Source organism: Streptomyces sp. NPDC059851 (assembly GCF_042732005.1).
In the GTDB taxonomy this organism is placed as follows: Bacteria; Actinomycetota; Actinomycetes; order Streptomycetales; family Streptomycetaceae; genus Streptomyces.
Genome location: NZ_JBHWJJ010000170.1, coordinates 1 through 15,711, shown reverse-complemented (window position 1 = coordinate 15,711; position 15,711 = coordinate 1). Strand labels below are relative to the sequence as shown.

At 75.2% G+C, this 15,711-nt stretch carries 14 protein-coding genes; 12 read left to right on the top strand and 2 right to left on the bottom strand.

From position 1 onward, the window contains the following. Window positions 1-110: 110 nt before the first annotated feature. The 8 genes from ACFV7Q_RS34845 to ACFV7Q_RS34810 all read left to right on the top strand — a co-directional run bounded on the left by ACFV7Q_RS34845 (window position 111) and on the right by ACFV7Q_RS34810 (window position 8,503). Window positions 111-1,232 (top strand): glycosyltransferase family 2 protein, encoded by a 1,122-nt coding sequence (locus tag ACFV7Q_RS34845; RefSeq protein ID WP_385434905.1) that lies wholly within the window; start codon window positions 111-113, stop codon window positions 1,230-1,232. Further along, entirely contained in the window at window positions 1,229-1,891 is a 663-nt protein-coding gene (locus ACFV7Q_RS34840; RefSeq protein WP_385434902.1) for a D-glycero-alpha-D-manno-heptose-1,7-bisphosphate 7-phosphatase, read from the top strand. The genes ACFV7Q_RS34845 and ACFV7Q_RS34840 overlap by 4 nt, the downstream gene beginning before the upstream one ends. Then, window positions 1,888-2,988: a glycosyltransferase family 9 protein gene (locus ACFV7Q_RS34835; protein WP_385434900.1), complete on the top strand. Its 1,101-nt coding sequence runs from the start codon at window positions 1,888-1,890 to the stop codon at window positions 2,986-2,988. The genes ACFV7Q_RS34840 and ACFV7Q_RS34835 overlap by 4 nt, the downstream gene beginning before the upstream one ends. Continuing rightward, window positions 2,985-3,950: a glycosyltransferase gene (locus tag ACFV7Q_RS34830; RefSeq protein ID WP_385434898.1), complete on the top strand. Its 966-nt coding sequence runs from the start codon at window positions 2,985-2,987 to the stop codon at window positions 3,948-3,950. Before ACFV7Q_RS34835 ends, ACFV7Q_RS34830 begins: the two co-directional genes overlap by 4 nt. Then, window positions 3,947-5,206, top strand: coding sequence for a glycosyltransferase (locus ACFV7Q_RS34825; RefSeq protein ID WP_385434896.1), 1,260 nt, complete (start codon window positions 3,947-3,949; stop codon window positions 5,204-5,206). The genes ACFV7Q_RS34830 and ACFV7Q_RS34825 overlap by 4 nt, the downstream gene beginning before the upstream one ends. Window positions 5,207-5,307: 101 nt before the next feature. Beyond that, a complete protein-coding gene (locus ACFV7Q_RS34820) occupies window positions 5,308-5,985 on the top strand; it encodes an SIS domain-containing protein (protein WP_385434893.1) in 678 nt (225 codons plus the stop codon). Continuing rightward, window positions 5,982-7,364, top strand: a complete 1,383-nt coding sequence (locus ACFV7Q_RS34815) for a PfkB family carbohydrate kinase (RefSeq protein WP_385434891.1) — start codon at window positions 5,982-5,984, stop codon at window positions 7,362-7,364. Before ACFV7Q_RS34820 ends, ACFV7Q_RS34815 begins: the two co-directional genes overlap by 4 nt. Continuing rightward, a complete protein-coding gene (locus ACFV7Q_RS34810; RefSeq protein WP_385434889.1) occupies window positions 7,361-8,503 on the top strand; it encodes a glycosyltransferase family 9 protein in 1,143 nt (380 codons plus the stop codon). Before ACFV7Q_RS34815 ends, ACFV7Q_RS34810 begins: the two co-directional genes overlap by 4 nt. Here ACFV7Q_RS34810 and ACFV7Q_RS34805 read toward each other — a convergent pair. Next, complete coding sequence (locus tag ACFV7Q_RS34805) at window positions 8,401-9,723, bottom strand: MFS transporter (protein ID WP_385434907.1); 1,323 nt, start codon at window positions 9,721-9,723, stop codon at window positions 8,401-8,403. The two genes, ACFV7Q_RS34810 and ACFV7Q_RS34805, sit on opposite strands and share 103 nt — an antisense overlap. A gap of 548 nt (window positions 9,724-10,271) precedes the next feature. On the opposite strand from ACFV7Q_RS34805, the gene ACFV7Q_RS34800 reads away from it, so the two are divergent. The 3 genes from ACFV7Q_RS34800 (at window position 10,272) to ACFV7Q_RS34790 (ending at window position 13,554) form a co-directional block, all read left to right on the top strand. Next, complete coding sequence (locus ACFV7Q_RS34800; RefSeq protein ID WP_385434886.1) at window positions 10,272-10,688, top strand: CBS domain-containing protein; 417 nt, start codon at window positions 10,272-10,274, stop codon at window positions 10,686-10,688. A gap of 277 nt (window positions 10,689-10,965) precedes the next feature. After that, window positions 10,966-13,209 carry a catalase gene (locus ACFV7Q_RS34795; RefSeq protein WP_385434884.1) on the top strand — a complete coding sequence of 748 codons (2,244 nt, stop codon included), beginning with the start codon at window positions 10,966-10,968 and terminating at the stop codon, window positions 13,207-13,209. A 126-nt stretch (window positions 13,210-13,335) separates the two neighbouring features. Next, entirely contained in the window at window positions 13,336-13,554 is a 219-nt protein-coding gene (locus ACFV7Q_RS34790; protein ID WP_385434882.1) for a hypothetical protein, read from the top strand. Window positions 13,555-13,724: 170 nt separating this feature from the next. Here ACFV7Q_RS34790 and ACFV7Q_RS34785 read toward each other — a convergent pair whose 3' ends face one another. Continuing rightward, window positions 13,725-14,906 carry an alcohol dehydrogenase catalytic domain-containing protein gene (locus ACFV7Q_RS34785; RefSeq protein ID WP_385434880.1) on the bottom strand — a complete coding sequence of 394 codons (1,182 nt, stop codon included), beginning with the start codon at window positions 14,904-14,906 and terminating at the stop codon, window positions 13,725-13,727. A 252-nt stretch (window positions 14,907-15,158) separates the two neighbouring features. On the opposite strand from ACFV7Q_RS34785, the gene ACFV7Q_RS34780 reads away from it, so the two are divergent. Beyond that, a partial coding sequence (locus ACFV7Q_RS34780; protein ID WP_385434878.1) for a hemerythrin domain-containing protein occupies window positions 15,159-15,711 on the top strand: 553 nt, incomplete at its 3' end.

Sequence of the window (15,711 nt, the reverse complement as noted above, 5' to 3'; positions counted from 1 at the left end):
GCCTCCCCCGTGGACCTGCTCGCCATCGGCCCGTACGCCGTGCGCCGCGGGGCGCTGTTCCGCTCGGGCTCCGGCGGCCCCGCCGGCCCCGCAGACGAAGGGTGGACGTGATGACCCGCCCCGCCCGACCCGCACCGGTCGATGCGGACGAGCAGCCGGCCGTACCGGACTACGCCGTCGTGGTCCCCACCCTCGGCCGCCCCAGCCTCCGGGCCTGCCTGGAGGCACTGGTCCGGTCGCACGGCCCGCTGCCGTCCCGGCTGGTCCTGGTCGACGACCGGACCGCCCGCACCACGGCCGGCCACCCGGACCCCCACGCCCCCGCCCTGTACGTCCCGGACGTCCTGCGTCCGGTCGCCACCGTCGTCACCGGCGGCGCCCGCGGCCCCGCCGCGGCCCGCAACGCCGGCTGGCGGGCGGCCGGGCCGGTCCCCTGGATCGTCTTCCTCGACGACGACGTGGTCCCCGGGCCCGCCTGGGCGGAGGAACTCGCCCGCGACCTGGTCCGGGCCGGTGCCCGGACCGCCGGGGTCACCGCCCGGATCAGCGTTCCGCTGCCGGCCGACCGCCGCCCCACCGACTGGGAACGCAACACCGCGGGCCTGGCCACCGCCCGCTGGATCACCGCCGACCTGGCCTACCGGCGAGAGGCCCTCGAATCCGTCGGCGGCTTCGACGAACGCTTCCGCCGCGCCTTCCGGGAGGACGCCGACCTCGCGCTGCGCCTCCTCGACGCGGGCTGGGACCTGGCCGCCGGAGAGCGCCGCACCAGCCACCCGGTGCGACCCGCCGACCGCTGGGTCTCCCTGCGCACGCAGGCCGGCAACGCCGACGACGTCCTCATGAACCGGCTGCACGGCCGGGACTGGTGGCAGCGGGCAGCCGCCCCGCGCGGCCGGCTGCCCCGGCACCTGGTGGTCACCGGCGCCGCCCTGGCGGCCGCCTGCGGCGCCGCCCTCGGCCGGCACCGGGTCGCCGCGGTGTGCGCGGCGGCATGGCTGGCCGGCACCGCCGAATTCGCCTGGGCCCGCGTCGCCCCAGGACCCCGCACCCGCGCCGAGGTCACCACCATGGCGGCCACCAGCGTCCTGATCCCGCCCGCCGCCTCCTGGCACTGGTTGCGCGGGCTGTGGGTGCACCGCAAGGCCCGCCCGACGGCCCAGCACCCCGCCGCCCCGCCGCCCGGAGCACCCCCGGCGCGGGCCCTGGCCACCGAACCGGTGTCGTCGTGACCGGCCGCCCCACCGCCCGGCAAGCCGGCCCCGCCCCCGCCCCGCCGGACCCCTGGCTCCTCGACGGACCCGCCGCGCGCCGCCGCGGGGCGGGAGCCGGCCGACCGTCCGGCACCCGGGCCGCCCTTCCCGCAGCCGTGTTCTTCGACCGCGACGGCACCCTGATCGCCGACGTCCCCTACAACGGGGACCCGGACCTGGTCGCCCCGCTCCCGACCGCCCGCGAGGCCGTCGCCGCGGTACGCGCCCTGGGCATCCCCGTCGGAGTCGTCAGCAACCAGTCGGGCGTCGCCCGCGGGTTGCTGACGCGTCGCCACGTCGAGGCGGTGCGCGCCCGGGTGGAAGAACTGCTCGGGCCGTTCGCCGTCTGGGCGGTCTGCCCGCACGGCCCGGACGACGGCTGCGGCTGCCGCAAACCCGCGCCCGGGCTGGTACACGCCGCCTGCGGGCGGCTCGGCGTGAGACCCGACCGCACCGTCCTCATCGGTGACATCGCCGCCGACCTGGGAGCGGCCCGGGCCGCCGGCGCGCGCGGCATCCTCGTGCCCACCCCGCAGACCCGGCCCGAGGAGACGGCCGGGGCACCCGAATCCGCCCCCGACCTGTTGACCGCCGTACGGCAGGCCCTCGCGGCGGGCCGGAACGGGGCGGAGCGGTGAACGCGCCGCGCACCCTGGTCGTCCGCCTCGACAGCGCGGGCGACGTGCTGCTGGCCGGGCCCGCCGTCCGGGCCGTCGCGGCCGGGTCCTCGCACACCGCTCTGCTCTGCGGCCCGCAGGGCGCCCCGGCCGCCGGGCTGCTGCCGGGAGTGGACGAAGTCCTGGTCTACGACGCCCCCTGGGTCGGGCTCGACCCGGCCCCACTGTCCCGTGAGGCCTGCCTGGGCCTCGTCGACGCCCTCGCCCGCGGCTCATACCACCGCGCTCTGGTGCTGGTCTCCCACCACCAGAGCCCGCTGCCCGTGGCGTTGCTCCTCAGACTGGCCGGGATCGGCTGGACGGCGGCCGACAGCGAGGACTACCCCGGGTCACTCCTCGACCTGCGCCATCGGCGGCGCCCCGGCCGGCACGAGGTCCAGGCCGCCCTGGACCTCGCCCGCTCCGCCGGGTTCGCCCTGCCCGAGGGGGACCCCGGCACCCTCGCCGTCCACCCGCCGCCCGACACCACCCGCCTCACCGGCGCCGGCCCGTACGTGGTCCTCCACCCCGGCGCCGCGGTCCCGGCCCGGGCCTGGAGCCCCCGGCGGGCCGCCAGGGCCGCCGGGGCGCTGTCCGCCGCCGGCTTCCGGGTGGTGGTGACCGGAGGCCCGGCCGAGCGCAGCCTGACCGCGCAGGTCGCCGGCCGGCACGGGCTCGACCTGGGAGGCGCCACCGAGGACCTCCACCAGCTGGCCGGCGTCCTCGCCGGCGCGGACGTCGCGGTGGTCGGCAACACCGGACCCGCCCACCTGGCCGCGGCCGTGAGCACCCCGATCGCCTCCCTGTTCGCGCCCGTCGTGCCCGCCGAACGCTGGCGGCCCTACGGCGTCCCCCACGTCCTGCTCGGCGACGCCGGCGCGCCCTGCGCCGGAAGCCGCGCCCGCCGCTGCCCCGTCGCCGGCCACCCGTGCCTGGACGGGATCGACGACGACCAGGTCGTGGCGGCGGTCGCCGCCCTCGGAGGCCGCAAGAACCCCCGACCGGTCCCCGGCGGCCCACCGCCGGTCCGGGCCGTACCCGATGGCCCCCTCGCGGAGGATCAAGGAGCGCCGGTATGAACATCCTGCTCTGGCACGTGCACGGCTCGTGGACCACGGCCTTCGTCCAGGGGCCCCACACCTACCTGGTCCCCGTGACCCCCGGCCGGGACCGGGACGGCCTCGGCCGGGCCCGCACCTTCGACTGGCCCGGATCGGTCCGCGAGGTCACCCCGGACGAGCTCCGCGAGAGCCCCGTGGACCTGGTGGTCCTCCAGCGGCCCCACGAACGGGACCTCGCCGAGCGGTGGCTCGGCGGCCGCCGACCCGGCCGCGAGCTTCCCGCCGTGTACCTGGAGCACAACGCCCCGGACGGCGACGTGCCCCGGACCCGGCACCCCTGTGCCGACCGCGACGACCTCACCCTCGTCCACGTCACCCACTTCAACCGGCTGTTCTGGGACAACGGCACCACCCGCACCGCCGTGATCGAGCACGGCATCGTGGACCCGGGCCACCTCTACACGGGCCGGCTGCCGCGCGCGGCCGTCGTCGTGAACGAGCCGGTGCGGCGCGGCCGCCACACGGGTACCGACCTGCTGCCCGCACTGGCCGGCGCGGTACCGCTGGACGTCTTCGGCATGGCCACCGAGGGCCTCCCCGCCCACCTGGGCCTGCCGCCCGACCGCTGCCGCGCCGCCGATCTGCCGCAGCGCGAACTGCACCGGGAGATGGCGCGGCGCCGTTTCTACCTGCACCCCGTGCGATGGACCTCGCTCGGCCTGTCGCTGCTGGAGGCCATGCACCTGGGCATGCCGGTCGTGGTCCTCGCCACCACCGAGTCGGTCGAAGCCGTCCCGCCCGGCACGGGCACGCTGTCCACCCGTCCCGAGGTGCTCGCCGACGCGGCCCGCCGCTACCTGGCGGATCCGCAGGCCGCCGCCGAGGACGGCGCGCGCGCCCGGCAGGCGGCCCTCGAACGGTACGGACTCAAACGCTTCCTGGACGACTGGGAGCAGCTGATGGGAGAGGTGGTCTCATGACTCCCCTGGGTTCCGGGGGTTCCCGCGGCGGATCCGGCGAGCGGCTGTCCGTCGCCCTGGTCTCCGAGCACGCCAGCCCGCTGGCGACGCTCGGCGGGGCCGACGCGGGCGGACAGAACGTCCACGTCGCCTCGCTCGCCTGCGCGCTCGCCGACCGGGGCCACCGGGTCACCGTCTACACCCGTAAGGACGCCCGTGACCTGCCCGAACGCAAGCGGTTGCGGGCCGGCGTCGAGGTGCACCACGTGCCCGCCGGCCCGCCGGAACAGATCCCCAAGGACGAACTGCTGCCGCACATGTCCGAGTTCGGCACGTACCTGACGTACCTGTGGCAGGACCGGGCGCCGGACCTGATCCACTCCCACTTCTGGATGTCCGGACTGGCCTCGCTGAAGGCAGCCCGGGAACTGCGGCTGCCGCTGGTCCACACGTACCACGCGTTGGGCAGCGTCAAGCGCAGGCACCAGGGCCGCGCCGACACCAGCCCACCCGTCCGGATCGGCTGCGAACGCGAAGTCGGGCTGCGCTGCGACCGGGTGATCGCCACCTGCCGCGACGAGGTCGCCGAACTCTCCCGCCTGGGCATCGCCGCGGACCGCGCGGACGTGGTGCCGTGCGGTGTCGACCCCGACCGGTTCACGCCGGAGGGGCCGGTGGCGGCACGCGGCAGCCACCCCCACCGGCTCCTCCAACTGGGCCGCCTGGTGCCCCGCAAGGGCGCCGCCGTCTCCGTCCGTGCGCTTCCCCTGCTGCCCGACGCCGAACTCCTGGTGGTCGGCGGCCCGCCCCTCGCCCGCCTCGACTCCGACCCCGAAGTGCGGCGCCTGCGCGGCATCGCCGAGGACGTCGGGGTCGCCGACCGGGTCCGCTTCACCGGCGGGCTCTCCGCCCCCGACGTCGCGGCCGCGCTGCGCAGCGCCGACGTCGTCCTGTGCCCCGGCGACTACGAGCCGTTCGGCATCGTCCCGCTCGAAGCCATGGCCTGCGGCAGGCCCGTCGTCGCCAGCGCGGTCGGCGGGCAGCTCGACACGGTGTCCGACCCGCTGACCGGCCGGCTGGTGCCGCCCCGGGACCCCGGTGCGCTCGCCGCCGGCGTGGCGGCCCTGTTGGCCGACCCGGCGCTGCGCGCCGCCTGCGGGGCGGCGGGACGCCGACGGGTCCTCAGCCACTACAGCTGGGCCCACGTCGCCGCCGCCACCGAGACCGTCTACCGCTCGGTGCTCGCCGCCCGGCCGGCTCCGGCCGTGGTGGCCTGACCCGCAGGCCCCCGCCCACCCGGCCCGGGCCCCCGCCCACGAAGTCACCGAAGGAGGTACGGGCGCAACCACCCCGTCCGGGGCGGCCGCCCGCACGGCCCATGAGCGACCACCACGCACTCGAAGACGCCCACCGGCACTGCCAGTCCCTCCAGGACGCCTTGGACGGGTTCCGCCGCACCGGACTCGACCGGCTCTCCCGGTGGGGCCGTGAACTCGCCGCCGTGCTCCCGGCGGGCGGCCGGCTGCTGGCCGCCGGCAACGGCGGTAGCGCCGCCCAGGCCCAGCACCTGACGGCCGAGCTCGTCGGCCGCTACCAGCAGGACCGGCCCGCCTACTCGGCGATCGCCCTGCACGCCGAAAGCTCCAGCGTCACCGCCATCGGCAACGACTACGGCTTCGACCACGTCTTCGCCCGCCAAGTCGCGGCGCACGGCCGTCCCGGCGACGTCCTCGTGCTGCTCTCCACCTCCGGCCGCAGCCGCAACCTGATCTCGGCCGCGGACACGGCCCGCGCGGCCGGACTGCGCGTGTGGGCCCTCACCGGCCAGGGACCCAACCCGCTGGCCGAGGCCGTCCACGAGGCCCTGTGCATCGACGCCCCGCGGACCGCCACCGTCCAAGAGGCCCACCTGGTGGCCGTACACCTGCTCTGCGAGGAATTCGACACGGCCCTCGCCACGCACCCCGCGACGTCCCCGAAGGTCGCGCGCGCCCCCCGCGGGCCCGCCGGCCCCCGGGCCTCGGCCGCGGCCGCGGCCCGCAGGAGGCCGGAATGACTGCCATCGGGCCCCTGGTGGTGGTCGGCGACACCCTCCTCGACCAGGACATCGAAGGCGACGCGGGCCGGCTCGCCCCCGACGCCCCCGCCCCCGTGGTCGACGTGCGCAGCGACCGCTCCCGCCCCGGTGGAGCCGGTCTCGCCGCCGCGCTCGCGGCCCGCGGCGGCCGCGAGGTGGTCCTGGTCACGGCCCTGGGCCGGGACGCAGCCGCCGAAACCGTCCGCCGCGCCCTGCACGGCAGGGTCACCCTGGTGGAACTCCCGTTCGAAGGAACGCTGCCGGTCAAGACGCGGGTCCTGGCAGGCCGCCGTCCCCTGGTGCGCATCGACCGGGGCGGAGGACGGCCCGGCACCCCCGGTGGCGCCGTCCGCGAGGCGCTCGCCGGTGCCGGCACGGTGCTCGTCGCCGACTACGGCCGGCACACGGCCCGGGCCGTACGCGCGGAACTCGCGGCGGCCGCCCGGCGCGTTCCCCTGGTGTGGGACCCGCACCCCCGGGGGGACGCCCCGGTCGCCGCCGCACGCCTGGTCACCCCCAACGCGGCCGAGGCCCGCGCCCTGCTGCCCGACTCCGGCACCGCCCTCGCCGACGACGCCCGGCGCGGTCGCACCCTGGCCGAACGCTGGCGGGCCGCCGCCGTCGCCGTCACCCTCGGCGCGCGGGGCGCGCTCCTGACCCGGCCGGCCACGGCCACCCCCATGCTGCTTCCCGCCCCCTACCGGGCCGAAGGCGACCCCTGCGGGGCCGGCGACTGCTTCGCGGCCGTCTCCGCCGCCGCCCTCGCGGACGGGGCCCTGCCGGAGGAGGCGGTGGAACGCGCCGTCGCCGAAGCGGCGGCCTTCGTCGCCGCCGGCGGCGCCGGCAACCCCGCGCTGTGGGACCCGGCCGCCGAACCGGCCCCCGCCGGCCGCCCGCCGTCCGACGCCTTCGCCCTGGCCCGGGAGGTACGGGCCCGCGGCGGTACCGTCGTCGCCACCGGCGGCTGCTTCGACCTGCTGCACGCCGGCCACGTCGGCCTGCTGGAGAGCGCCCGCCGGATCGGCGACTGCCTCATCGTGTGCATCAACTCCGACGCCTCCCTCACCCGCCGCAAGGGCCCGGGACGGCCGCTGAACCCGCTCCCCGACCGGATCCGGGTGATCAGCGCGCTGGGGAGCGTGGACGCGGTGGTGTCCTTCGACGAGGACACCCCCGAAGCGCTGTTGGAAGAGCTGCGGCCGGACATCTGGGTCAAGGGCGGCGACTACTCCGTCGACGACCTGCCCGAGGCCGGGACCCTGCGCCGGTGGGGCGGGCAGGCCGTCGTCCTGCCCTACCTCCAGGGCCGCTCCACCACCGGTCTGGCCCGGCGGGCGGCCCGCTCCGCCACGTCGTGAAGGCCACGCCGGGGGCAGCCGCCGCGCCGGCGGACCGAGCCGCGGAAGCCGGCCCGTTCGCAGGGCACGTTCCGCCGCGCGCGCTGGTGCTGCGCGCGCTCGGGCTGGGCGACCTGCTGACCGCCGTACCCGCTCTGCGCGCCCTGCGCCGGGAACTGCCCGGTCACGAGATCGTGCTGGCCGCCCCGGCACGGCTGACCGCAGTGGCCGCCGCCACCGGCCTCGTGGACCGGCTGCTGCCCACCACCGCCCCCGGGCGGGCCGTACCGGGCCGGCTGCCCTGGACCGGCCCGCCGCCCGACCTGGCCGTCGACCTCCACGGCAACGGCCCGCCCAGCCACCTGCTGCTCCAGCGGCTCCGCCCCCGCCGTCTGTTCGCCTTCCACCACCCGGGGACCCCCGAGATCGCCGGCCCGCCCTGGCACGCCGAGGAACACGAACGGGAGCGCTGGTGCAGGCTGCTCGGCTGGTACGGCATCGCCGCCCATCCCGCTGACCTGCGCATCCCGGCCCCGCCCGGCCCCTCCCCGGCACCCGGCGCGACCGTGGTCCACCCGGGAGCCGACGCGGGCGCCCGCCGCTGGCCGGCCGACCGGTTCGCCGCCGTGGCCCGCGCCGTCCACCGTGCCGGGCACCGGGTGGTGGTGACGGCCGGCGCGGGCGAGGGTCCGCTGGCCCGGCGGGTCGCCGAGCAGGCGGGCCTGCCGCCCGGATCGGTGCTGGGCGGCGAGCACGACGTACCGTTCCCGCGGTTGGCCGCGCTCGTCGCGGCGGCCCGGTGCGTGGTCGTCGGCGACACCGGCCTCGCCCACCTGGCCTCGGCCCTCGGCACGCCGTCCGTGGTCCTGTTCGGCCCGGTCGCCCCCCGGCTGTGGGGACCGCCGCCCGGCGGCCGCCACACCGCCCTGTGGCACCCCGGTCCGGCCGACGACCCGCTGCGTCCGGGGGACGCCCACGCGGCGAGCCCCGACCCGAGGCTGTTGCGCATCACCGTGACCGAGGTCCTCGACGCGGTGGACGCCCTGCACGGGCGGGATCAGGCGGCCGGACGCAGTCCCGGCCGCAGCGCGGCGGCGTCCTTGTCCTCCGGCAGCAGCACCACCGGCCCCGGCGTTCGGCGGCGGCCCCCCAGCAGGTAACCGGACCCGAGGGCGGCGGCGACGACCAGGCCGCCGAGGACCAGCGCTCCCCGGGCTCCGGCCAGTTCCATCAGCAGACCCAACGTGACCGGGGCCGCAAGGCCCCACACGGTGCGGACGGTTCCCCAGACCCCGAGCACCCGGCCCCGCATGGGGGCGGGCGGATCGGTCTGCAGCACGGTGGTGGTGGCGGTCTCGGACACCGACTCCGCGACCGCCATCGGCAGGACGAGCACCAGCAGCACCGCGAGGGAGGGCGAAAGCCCGGCCAACACCTGGAGCAGTGCCCCGCCCGCCGCCAGCATCCCGACCAGTCGGACCGTCGGCCGGCGCAGCCGGGCGCCGAGTACGGCCCCGACGATGCCGCCGGCCGCCAGGACGGTGGAGACCACGCCGAAGGCTGCGGCGTCGCCCGCGAGCGGCCCGGTGACCAGCACGACGAGGGTCAGTCCGTAGTTGCGGCCGAACAGGGCGCTGACGCCTCCGATACCGGCGAGGGCGACCAGCCGCCGGCGGCTGAGGAAGAAGGCCAGGCCCTGCCGCATCCCCTGGTTCTGCGCCGGAGTCGACGCGGGGGCGGGCTCCCCTCCCTGCCGGTCCTGCCCGTCCGACGCGGCAGGCCCGTCCGACATGTCAGGCCCGGCCGACACGGCCGACCCGGTTGACACGGACGAAACGGCCGGCTTCAGGAACGGGATCACGGCGGCGACGAAGAGGAACGACAGCCCGTTGGCGGTGTAGGCGGCGGCCGTGCCGAGGAAGCCCACGGTGACGCCGCCGAGCGCCGCGCCCGCCAACCGGCCCGCGTTGTGCACCAGGGAGCCGACGCCGATCGCGGAAGGGACGTCCTCCGGCCGGACCAGGTCGTTCCCGAGCAGCGCACAGGCGGGACCGTCGACCGTGGCGATCAGCCCGGTGACGGCCGCCAACGCCATCAGCACCCCGAGGTTCAACTGGTCCAGGGCCACGAGCACGGCCGTGGTGAAGGCCACGGCGCCCAGCAGCGCCTGGCTCACCGCTGCGGTCAGCTTCCGCGGCCACCGGTCCACGGCGGCACCACCGGCCAGCCCCATCAGCAGGCCGGGCGCCGCCTGCACGGACATGGAAAGTCCGGTCGCGGCGGCCGAACCGGTGAGCTGCAACACCAGGAGGTTCTGGACGGTCAACTGCATCCAGGTCCCGACGTTGGACACCAAGTTGGCCACCGACCACCAGCGCATGCTGGCGTAACGCAGGGAACGCCAGGGCGAGCGGTTCACGGAAACGGGCACGGGGGAGGGCGAGGCGGAGGAAGTCACAGTGGGATACCCGGACGAGCGCAGGCTGAGCCGGCGGAGGCGGCGATTGTCTTCGGGGCGGCCGCTCGGGCCGGGCGGGTGCACCGGATCGGTGCGCGCCGCGGTGGGGCGTCCCCGGCGCAACATCGTGGCAGACGAACCGCACCCACAGGCGAGCCACCGCCCGCGCGGTCCCGCCCCCGTCCGCCGAACCCCCACCCCATCAGGCACGATGCGCCTCTCGTGGGGTTGCTCACAAGAACCGCCGGGTGCGGCGGGGTTCGGCGCGGTGCCGGCATCCGCCGGGCAGCAACCGCTCGGTGTCCGCAGCGGGGCCGTCGCGGTCCGCGACGCTACGCGTGGCTGCCCCCGGGCGCCGCGTGCTCGGGCACGCGCTTGCACGTCCGTTCGCCGGGGAAGACGCGGCGTGAGTCCGACGAGACGGCCCGGGAGCCGCCCGGCTCCGGGCCCTGAGGAATCCGGAGACTGCCATGACCACTGCTCGCGAGATCATGACGCCTGACGCCACCTGCATCGGAGCCGAAGAGACCCTCCTGGAAGCGGCGAAGAAGATGACCGAGCTCGGAGTGGGCGCCCTGCCGATCTGCGGCACCGACAACAAGCTCAAGGGGATGCTCACCGACCGCGACATCGTCGTGAAGGCCCTCGGACAGGGCAAGGACCCCGGCCAGGTCAAGGCGGGGGAGCTCGCCCAGGGCGAGGCCGTCACCATCGGCGCGGACGACGACACGGCCGAGATCCTGCGCACCATGACCGAACACAAGGTCCGCCGGCTGCCCGTCATCGACGGACACACCCTCGTCGGCATCGTCGCGCAGGCCGACGTCGCCCGCGCCCTGCCCGACCCCCAGGTCGGCGACCTCCTCCAAGCCCTCTCCACCGACTGACCCGCGCGCTGCCGCGCAGAACCGACCGGCCCCCCTTCCCCCCGGCGCCCGGGGCAAGGGGGCCGGCCCGGTGGTGTCGTGTGCTCCTCGCCCGGGGCGGTGAAGGCCTGGGGGGTGGGGTGCGGTTTCCGCGCCGGGCGTCCGGCTGACGGGCCCCCGCCCGCGAAAGCACGCGTCCGTGCATCGGGCAGCCGGGCCAGGGCAGGCGCTCGGGGACGACTCGCGGCGGCCGGGACCGTGCCGCCGCACCAGAGACCCGGATCCCTTGGAGCCCATCATGGCCGACGACCCTGCCGTGCACTCCGCCGCCGATGCGGGCGGAGCCTCACCCGTACCGGGCAAGCCCGGGCCGCAGACGCCCGAGGTGCCCGAACCGACCGAGCCCGCCGAGCCGCTGCCGCCCAAGGCGGACCAGGAGGGGCCGGAGACGGTCGGTCCCACGGGGCAGCCGACCGGCTCCGCGCAGGCCCGCAACGCCCAGAGCGGTGCTTGGTTGACCTCCGCCCAGGGGGTGCGACTGTACGAGACCGACCATTCGCTGAAGGCTGGTCCGCGCGGTCCGGTCCTGCTGCAGGACCACCACCTGCGCGAGAAGATCATGCACTTCGACCACGAGCGGATTCCCGAGCGCGTCGTCCACGCCCGGGGCGCAGCGGCCCACGGAGTATTCCGGGGGTACGGGGCCGCGACCGAGGTCACCAAGGCGGGATTCCTCGCCAAGGACGCCGAGACCCCGGTCTTCGTGCGGTTCTCCACCGTGCTCGGTTCGCGGGGCTCGGCCGACACCGTACGGGACACCCGCGGCTTCGCGACGAAGTTCTACACCGACGAGGGAACCTTCGACCTGGTGGGCAACAACATCCCGGTGTTCTTCATCCAGGACGCCGTCAAGTTCCCCGACGTCATCCACGCGGGCAAGCCGCACCCCGACCGGGAGATCCCACAGGCACAGAGCGCGCACGACACCTTCTGGGACTTCGTCTCCCTCCACACCGAAGCCACCCACCACACACTGTGGAACATGTCGGACCGCGGCATTCCGCGCTCCTACCGGATGATGGAAGGCTTTGGCGTACACACGTTCCGTCTGGTCAACGCGTGGGGCGGCACCGCGCTCGCGAAGTTCCACTGGAAACCGAAGCTCGGCGTGCACTCCCTGGTGTGGGAAGAAGCGCAGATGATCAGCGGCATGGACCCGGACTTCCACCGCCGCGACCTCTTCGACGCGATCGAGGCGGGCGCGTTCCCCCAGTGGGAGCTGGGCATCCAGGTCTTCCCCGATACGCCCGAGCAGACGTTCGAGGGCGTCGACCTCCTCGACCCGACCAAGATCGTCCCGGAGGAGCGCTCGCCGGTGCAGCCCGTGGGCCTGCTCACCCTCACGGCCAACACGAAGAACTTCTTCGCCGAGACCGAACAGGTCGCCTTCCACCCCGGCCACCTCGTCCCCGGCATCGACATCACCGACGACCCGCTGCTCGCGGGGCGGCTCTTCTCGTACCTCGACACGCAGATCAGCCGGCTGGGCGGCCCGAACTTCGCCCAGATCCCGATCAACCGCCCGCACGCCGCCGTCAACGACATGCTGCGCGACGGCATGCACCAGACCGCCGTGCACACCGGCGTCGCCCCCTACCACCCCAACAGCCTCGACGGCGGCTGCCCCTTCCTCGCCGGCGCGGAAACGGGGGCGTACGTCGAGACGCCCGTCACCGTCCCGGAGGCGGGCAAGGTCCGCGAGGCGGCGGCTTCCTTCTCCGACCACTACAGCCAGCCCCGCATGTTCTGGCTGAGCATGTCCGAACCGGAGCGCCGGCACATCATCGCCGCGTACACCTTCGAGCTCGGCAAGTGCCACGAGCAGGCCATCAGGGAACGGCAGCTGACCGTGCTGGCCAACATCGACGACGAGCTGTGCGCCCGGGTCGCCGCCGGCCTCGGGCTGCCCGCGCCCGCCGCCACGGAGCCGCTGGCCGACGTCGAACCCAGTCCGGCCCTCTCCCAGGTCGGCCGGACCTGGCCGGTCGAGGGCCGCGTCATCGGGATCGTCACGGACGGCACCGGGGACCTCGACGAGGTCCGGGCCGTACGTGACGCGATCGGCGAGGCGGGAATGGTGCCCCTGGTCATCGCGCCCACGGGCGGCAGCGTCGGCCCCGACGGCGACGGGGGCCTCCCGGTCCAGCGCACCTTCGCCACCGCCCGTTCGGTCGAGTACGACGCGCTGCTGGTCTCCGGCTGCCCCGGACCCGCGGCGGACGCGATCGACGCCCACGACGCCGAGGCCGCGGTGCCGCAGGCGGACGGAGCCGACCCGCGGTTGGTGCTCCTGCTCAGCGAGGCGTACCGGCACGGCAAGGCCGTGGCCGGTTGGAACGGCGCCGAACGGCTCCTGGAAGCCGCGGGCGTCCCCGCCGCCGCGGAGGGCGTCGAACTGGGCGCGGACGGCCTCGCGGCCTTCGGCCGACTCGCCGGCCTGCTGCCGGCGCACCGGGTCTGGCACCGCTTCGGCTCCGCGTGAGGCCCTACCCGCCCAGCACCCCACCTTCGAAGGTTCACCCGCTTGGAGTAACCACACGTGCTCATGGACACGTCGCGCAGCCATCCTGGAAAGACCCGAACGGGCTAACCCCGAGAGGAGCAAGCCATGCGCGTTCGACGACTGCTCGGCCTGGCCCTCGCTACCTTGGCCTTCGCAGGAATGAGCGTCACCGCGTCCACCGCGGCCGAGGCGGCCGCGCCCCAGGTGTCCTGGGCGGACTGCAAGTACGGCGGCGGTTCCCCCGTGAAGCACAGCAGCGGCTACTGGTACTGCCAAGGCGGCACGTACGCCGGCCAGCGGATCTACGGCAGCACCGGCTACTGAGCACCCGCGCCCCCGGGTCGTCGACCATCACCACCGCCGACCCGGGGCGCACGTCGTCGCCCTCCTCCAGCTCTTCGTCGTCGCCCTCCTCCGGCTCGTCGGGGCCGGGACCGAGTTCGTCGGCTCGAACGCCTCCCTGCGTGCCGCGGCCACGGCCGCGGCCGCGGGGGTCAGGGGCGGAAGAGGACCTTGACGGTGTTCTCGCGCTTCTTCTGGAAGTTCGCGTAAGCGTCGGGGGCTTCGTCCAAGGGGAGGTGGTGGGTGGCGAAGCCTTCGACACCGAGGGGATCACCGTCGGTCAGCAGCGGCATCAGGTCGTCGACCCAGCGCCGGACGTTGGCCTGTCCCATGCGGAGTTGGATCTGCTTGTCGAACATGGTCAGCAGTGGCATCGGGTCGGCCGTTCCGCCGTACACGCCCGACAGGGAAATGGTGCCGCCGCGGCGGACGAGGTCGATGGCCAGGTACAGGGCCCCGAGCCGGTCGACGCCCGCCTTCTTCATCAGGGCAGCGGCCAGGGCGTCGGGCAGGATCCCGGTCGCGGTCTGGGCCGCCTTGGCCAGGGCGCTGCCGTGGGCCTCCATGCCGACGGCGTCGATCACGGCATCCGGTCCGCGACCCCCGGTCGCCTCCCGCACGGCATCGGCGAGGCCGTCTCCGAGCCTGGCCAGGTCGAACACTTCCACGCCGCGTTCCGCCGCCCTCGCCAGACGGCCGGACACCAGGTCGACGCCGATGACCCTCACCCCCTGGTGCGCGGCGATGCGGGTGCACATGTCACCGATGGGGCCCAGGCCGAGCACGGCGACACTGCCTCCGGGAGGAGGGTCGGCGTAGGCGACGGCCTGCCACGCGGTCGGCAAAACGTCCGAAAGGTATACGAACCGGTCGTCCACCGGCCCGTCCGGCACGGGGATCGGGAGGGTGTCGGCGAACGGTACCCGCAGGTACTCGGCCTGCCCGCCCGGTACCTGACCGTACAGCTTGGTGTAGCCGAACAGGCTCGCTCCGGTGCCGTGCTCGCGAACCTGGGTGGTTTCGCACTGCGAGTGCAGACCCCGGGCACACATGAAACAGGTGCCGCAGGAGATGTTGAACGGGACGACGACCCGGTCGCCCGGCTTGAGCGTCTTCACGTCGGGTCCGATTTCGGTGACCACCCCCATCGGTTCGTGGCCCAGGATGTCCCCCGGGTCCAGGAAGGGGCCCAGGACTTCGTACAGGTGCAGGTCCGAGCCGCACAGTCCGGTCGTCGTCACCTCGATCACCGCATCGGTGGGATCGACGATCTGCGGATCCGGAACCGTCACCACCCGCACGTCGCGGCGGCCCTGCCAGGTCACGGCTTTCATCACGCCTCCTCACAACGGTGCAAAGTCCGGACCGGCCGCGCCTACCCCCTCTCCGCACGGCAACGCCTGCAGCGCGCCGGAGACGGCTGCTCGCACTGCGTCGAGCACGCCCGTGGGTGCACGAGGGCCTGTCGTGGGGGCCCTTCCGTCCGACCGGGTGAGACGCGGCCCACGAGCGGGCGCCCCGGCATCCTGCGGGGAACCCATGGGTGCCGGGTGGGAGAGGCCCGCCCGGACGGACATGGAGGCGACATGGGGCACGGCGGCAACGTGATCGACGAGCTGATGGCCGACCACCGGGAGGTGGAGGAGATGTTCAGCCGCATCCAGGCCATGAGCGGCACGGGGCAGGAGCTCCGTGATCTCGTGGACGAGGTCACCATCGAGCTGGTGCGGCACTCGGTCGCCGAGGAGCAGTACCTCTACCCGGCGGTGCGCGAGCACGTCGAGGGCGGCGGGCGGATGGCGGACAAGGAGATCGAGGACCACGGTCGTGTGGAGAAGATCCTCAAGCAGCTGGAGAAGATGAGTACCGAGGACGCGCAGATGAGTCCGCTCCTCCAGCAGCTCATGGAGGAGGTCGCCGATCACGTGCAGGACGAGGAGAGCAACCTCTTCCCGATGCTCAGGAGGGCCTGCACCGCCGAACAGCTGGACGATCTCGGGGACAAGATCCGCCGTGCCAAGGCCATGGCCCCCACCCGCCCGCACCCCGCCGCCCCGAGCACCCCCATGGCCAGCAAGCTCCTCGCGCCGGGCGCCGGTCTGGTGGACCGGGCACGCGACTTCGTGACCGGTCGCGGCA

What these genes read in the sequence shown, in the direction of transcription:
- ACFV7Q_RS34795 (WP_385434884.1), top strand. Translation starts at nt 10,966, where the DNA reads ATGGCCGACGACCCTGCCGTGCACTCCGCCGCCGATGCGGGCGGAGCC.
- ACFV7Q_RS34845 (WP_385434905.1), top strand. Translation starts at nt 111, where the DNA reads ATGACCCGCCCCGCCCGACCCGCACCGGTCGATGCGGACGAGCAGCCG.
- ACFV7Q_RS34815 (WP_385434891.1), top strand. Translation starts at nt 5,982, where the DNA reads ATGACTGCCATCGGGCCCCTGGTGGTGGTCGGCGACACCCTCCTCGAC.
- ACFV7Q_RS34825 (WP_385434896.1), top strand. Translation starts at nt 3,947, where the DNA reads ATGACTCCCCTGGGTTCCGGGGGTTCCCGCGGCGGATCCGGCGAGCGG.
- ACFV7Q_RS34800 (WP_385434886.1), top strand. Translation starts at nt 10,272, where the DNA reads ATGACCACTGCTCGCGAGATCATGACGCCTGACGCCACCTGCATCGGA.
- ACFV7Q_RS34830 (WP_385434898.1), top strand. Translation starts at nt 2,985, where the DNA reads ATGAACATCCTGCTCTGGCACGTGCACGGCTCGTGGACCACGGCCTTC.
- ACFV7Q_RS34805 (WP_385434907.1), bottom strand. Translation starts at nt 9,723, where the DNA reads ATGCGCTGGTGGTCGGTGGCCAACTTGGTGTCCAACGTCGGGACCTGG.
- ACFV7Q_RS34820 (WP_385434893.1), top strand. Translation starts at nt 5,308, where the DNA reads ATGAGCGACCACCACGCACTCGAAGACGCCCACCGGCACTGCCAGTCC.
- ACFV7Q_RS34790 (WP_385434882.1), top strand. Translation starts at nt 13,336, where the DNA reads ATGCGCGTTCGACGACTGCTCGGCCTGGCCCTCGCTACCTTGGCCTTC.
- ACFV7Q_RS34785 (WP_385434880.1), bottom strand. Translation starts at nt 14,906, where the DNA reads ATGAAAGCCGTGACCTGGCAGGGCCGCCGCGACGTGCGGGTGGTGACG.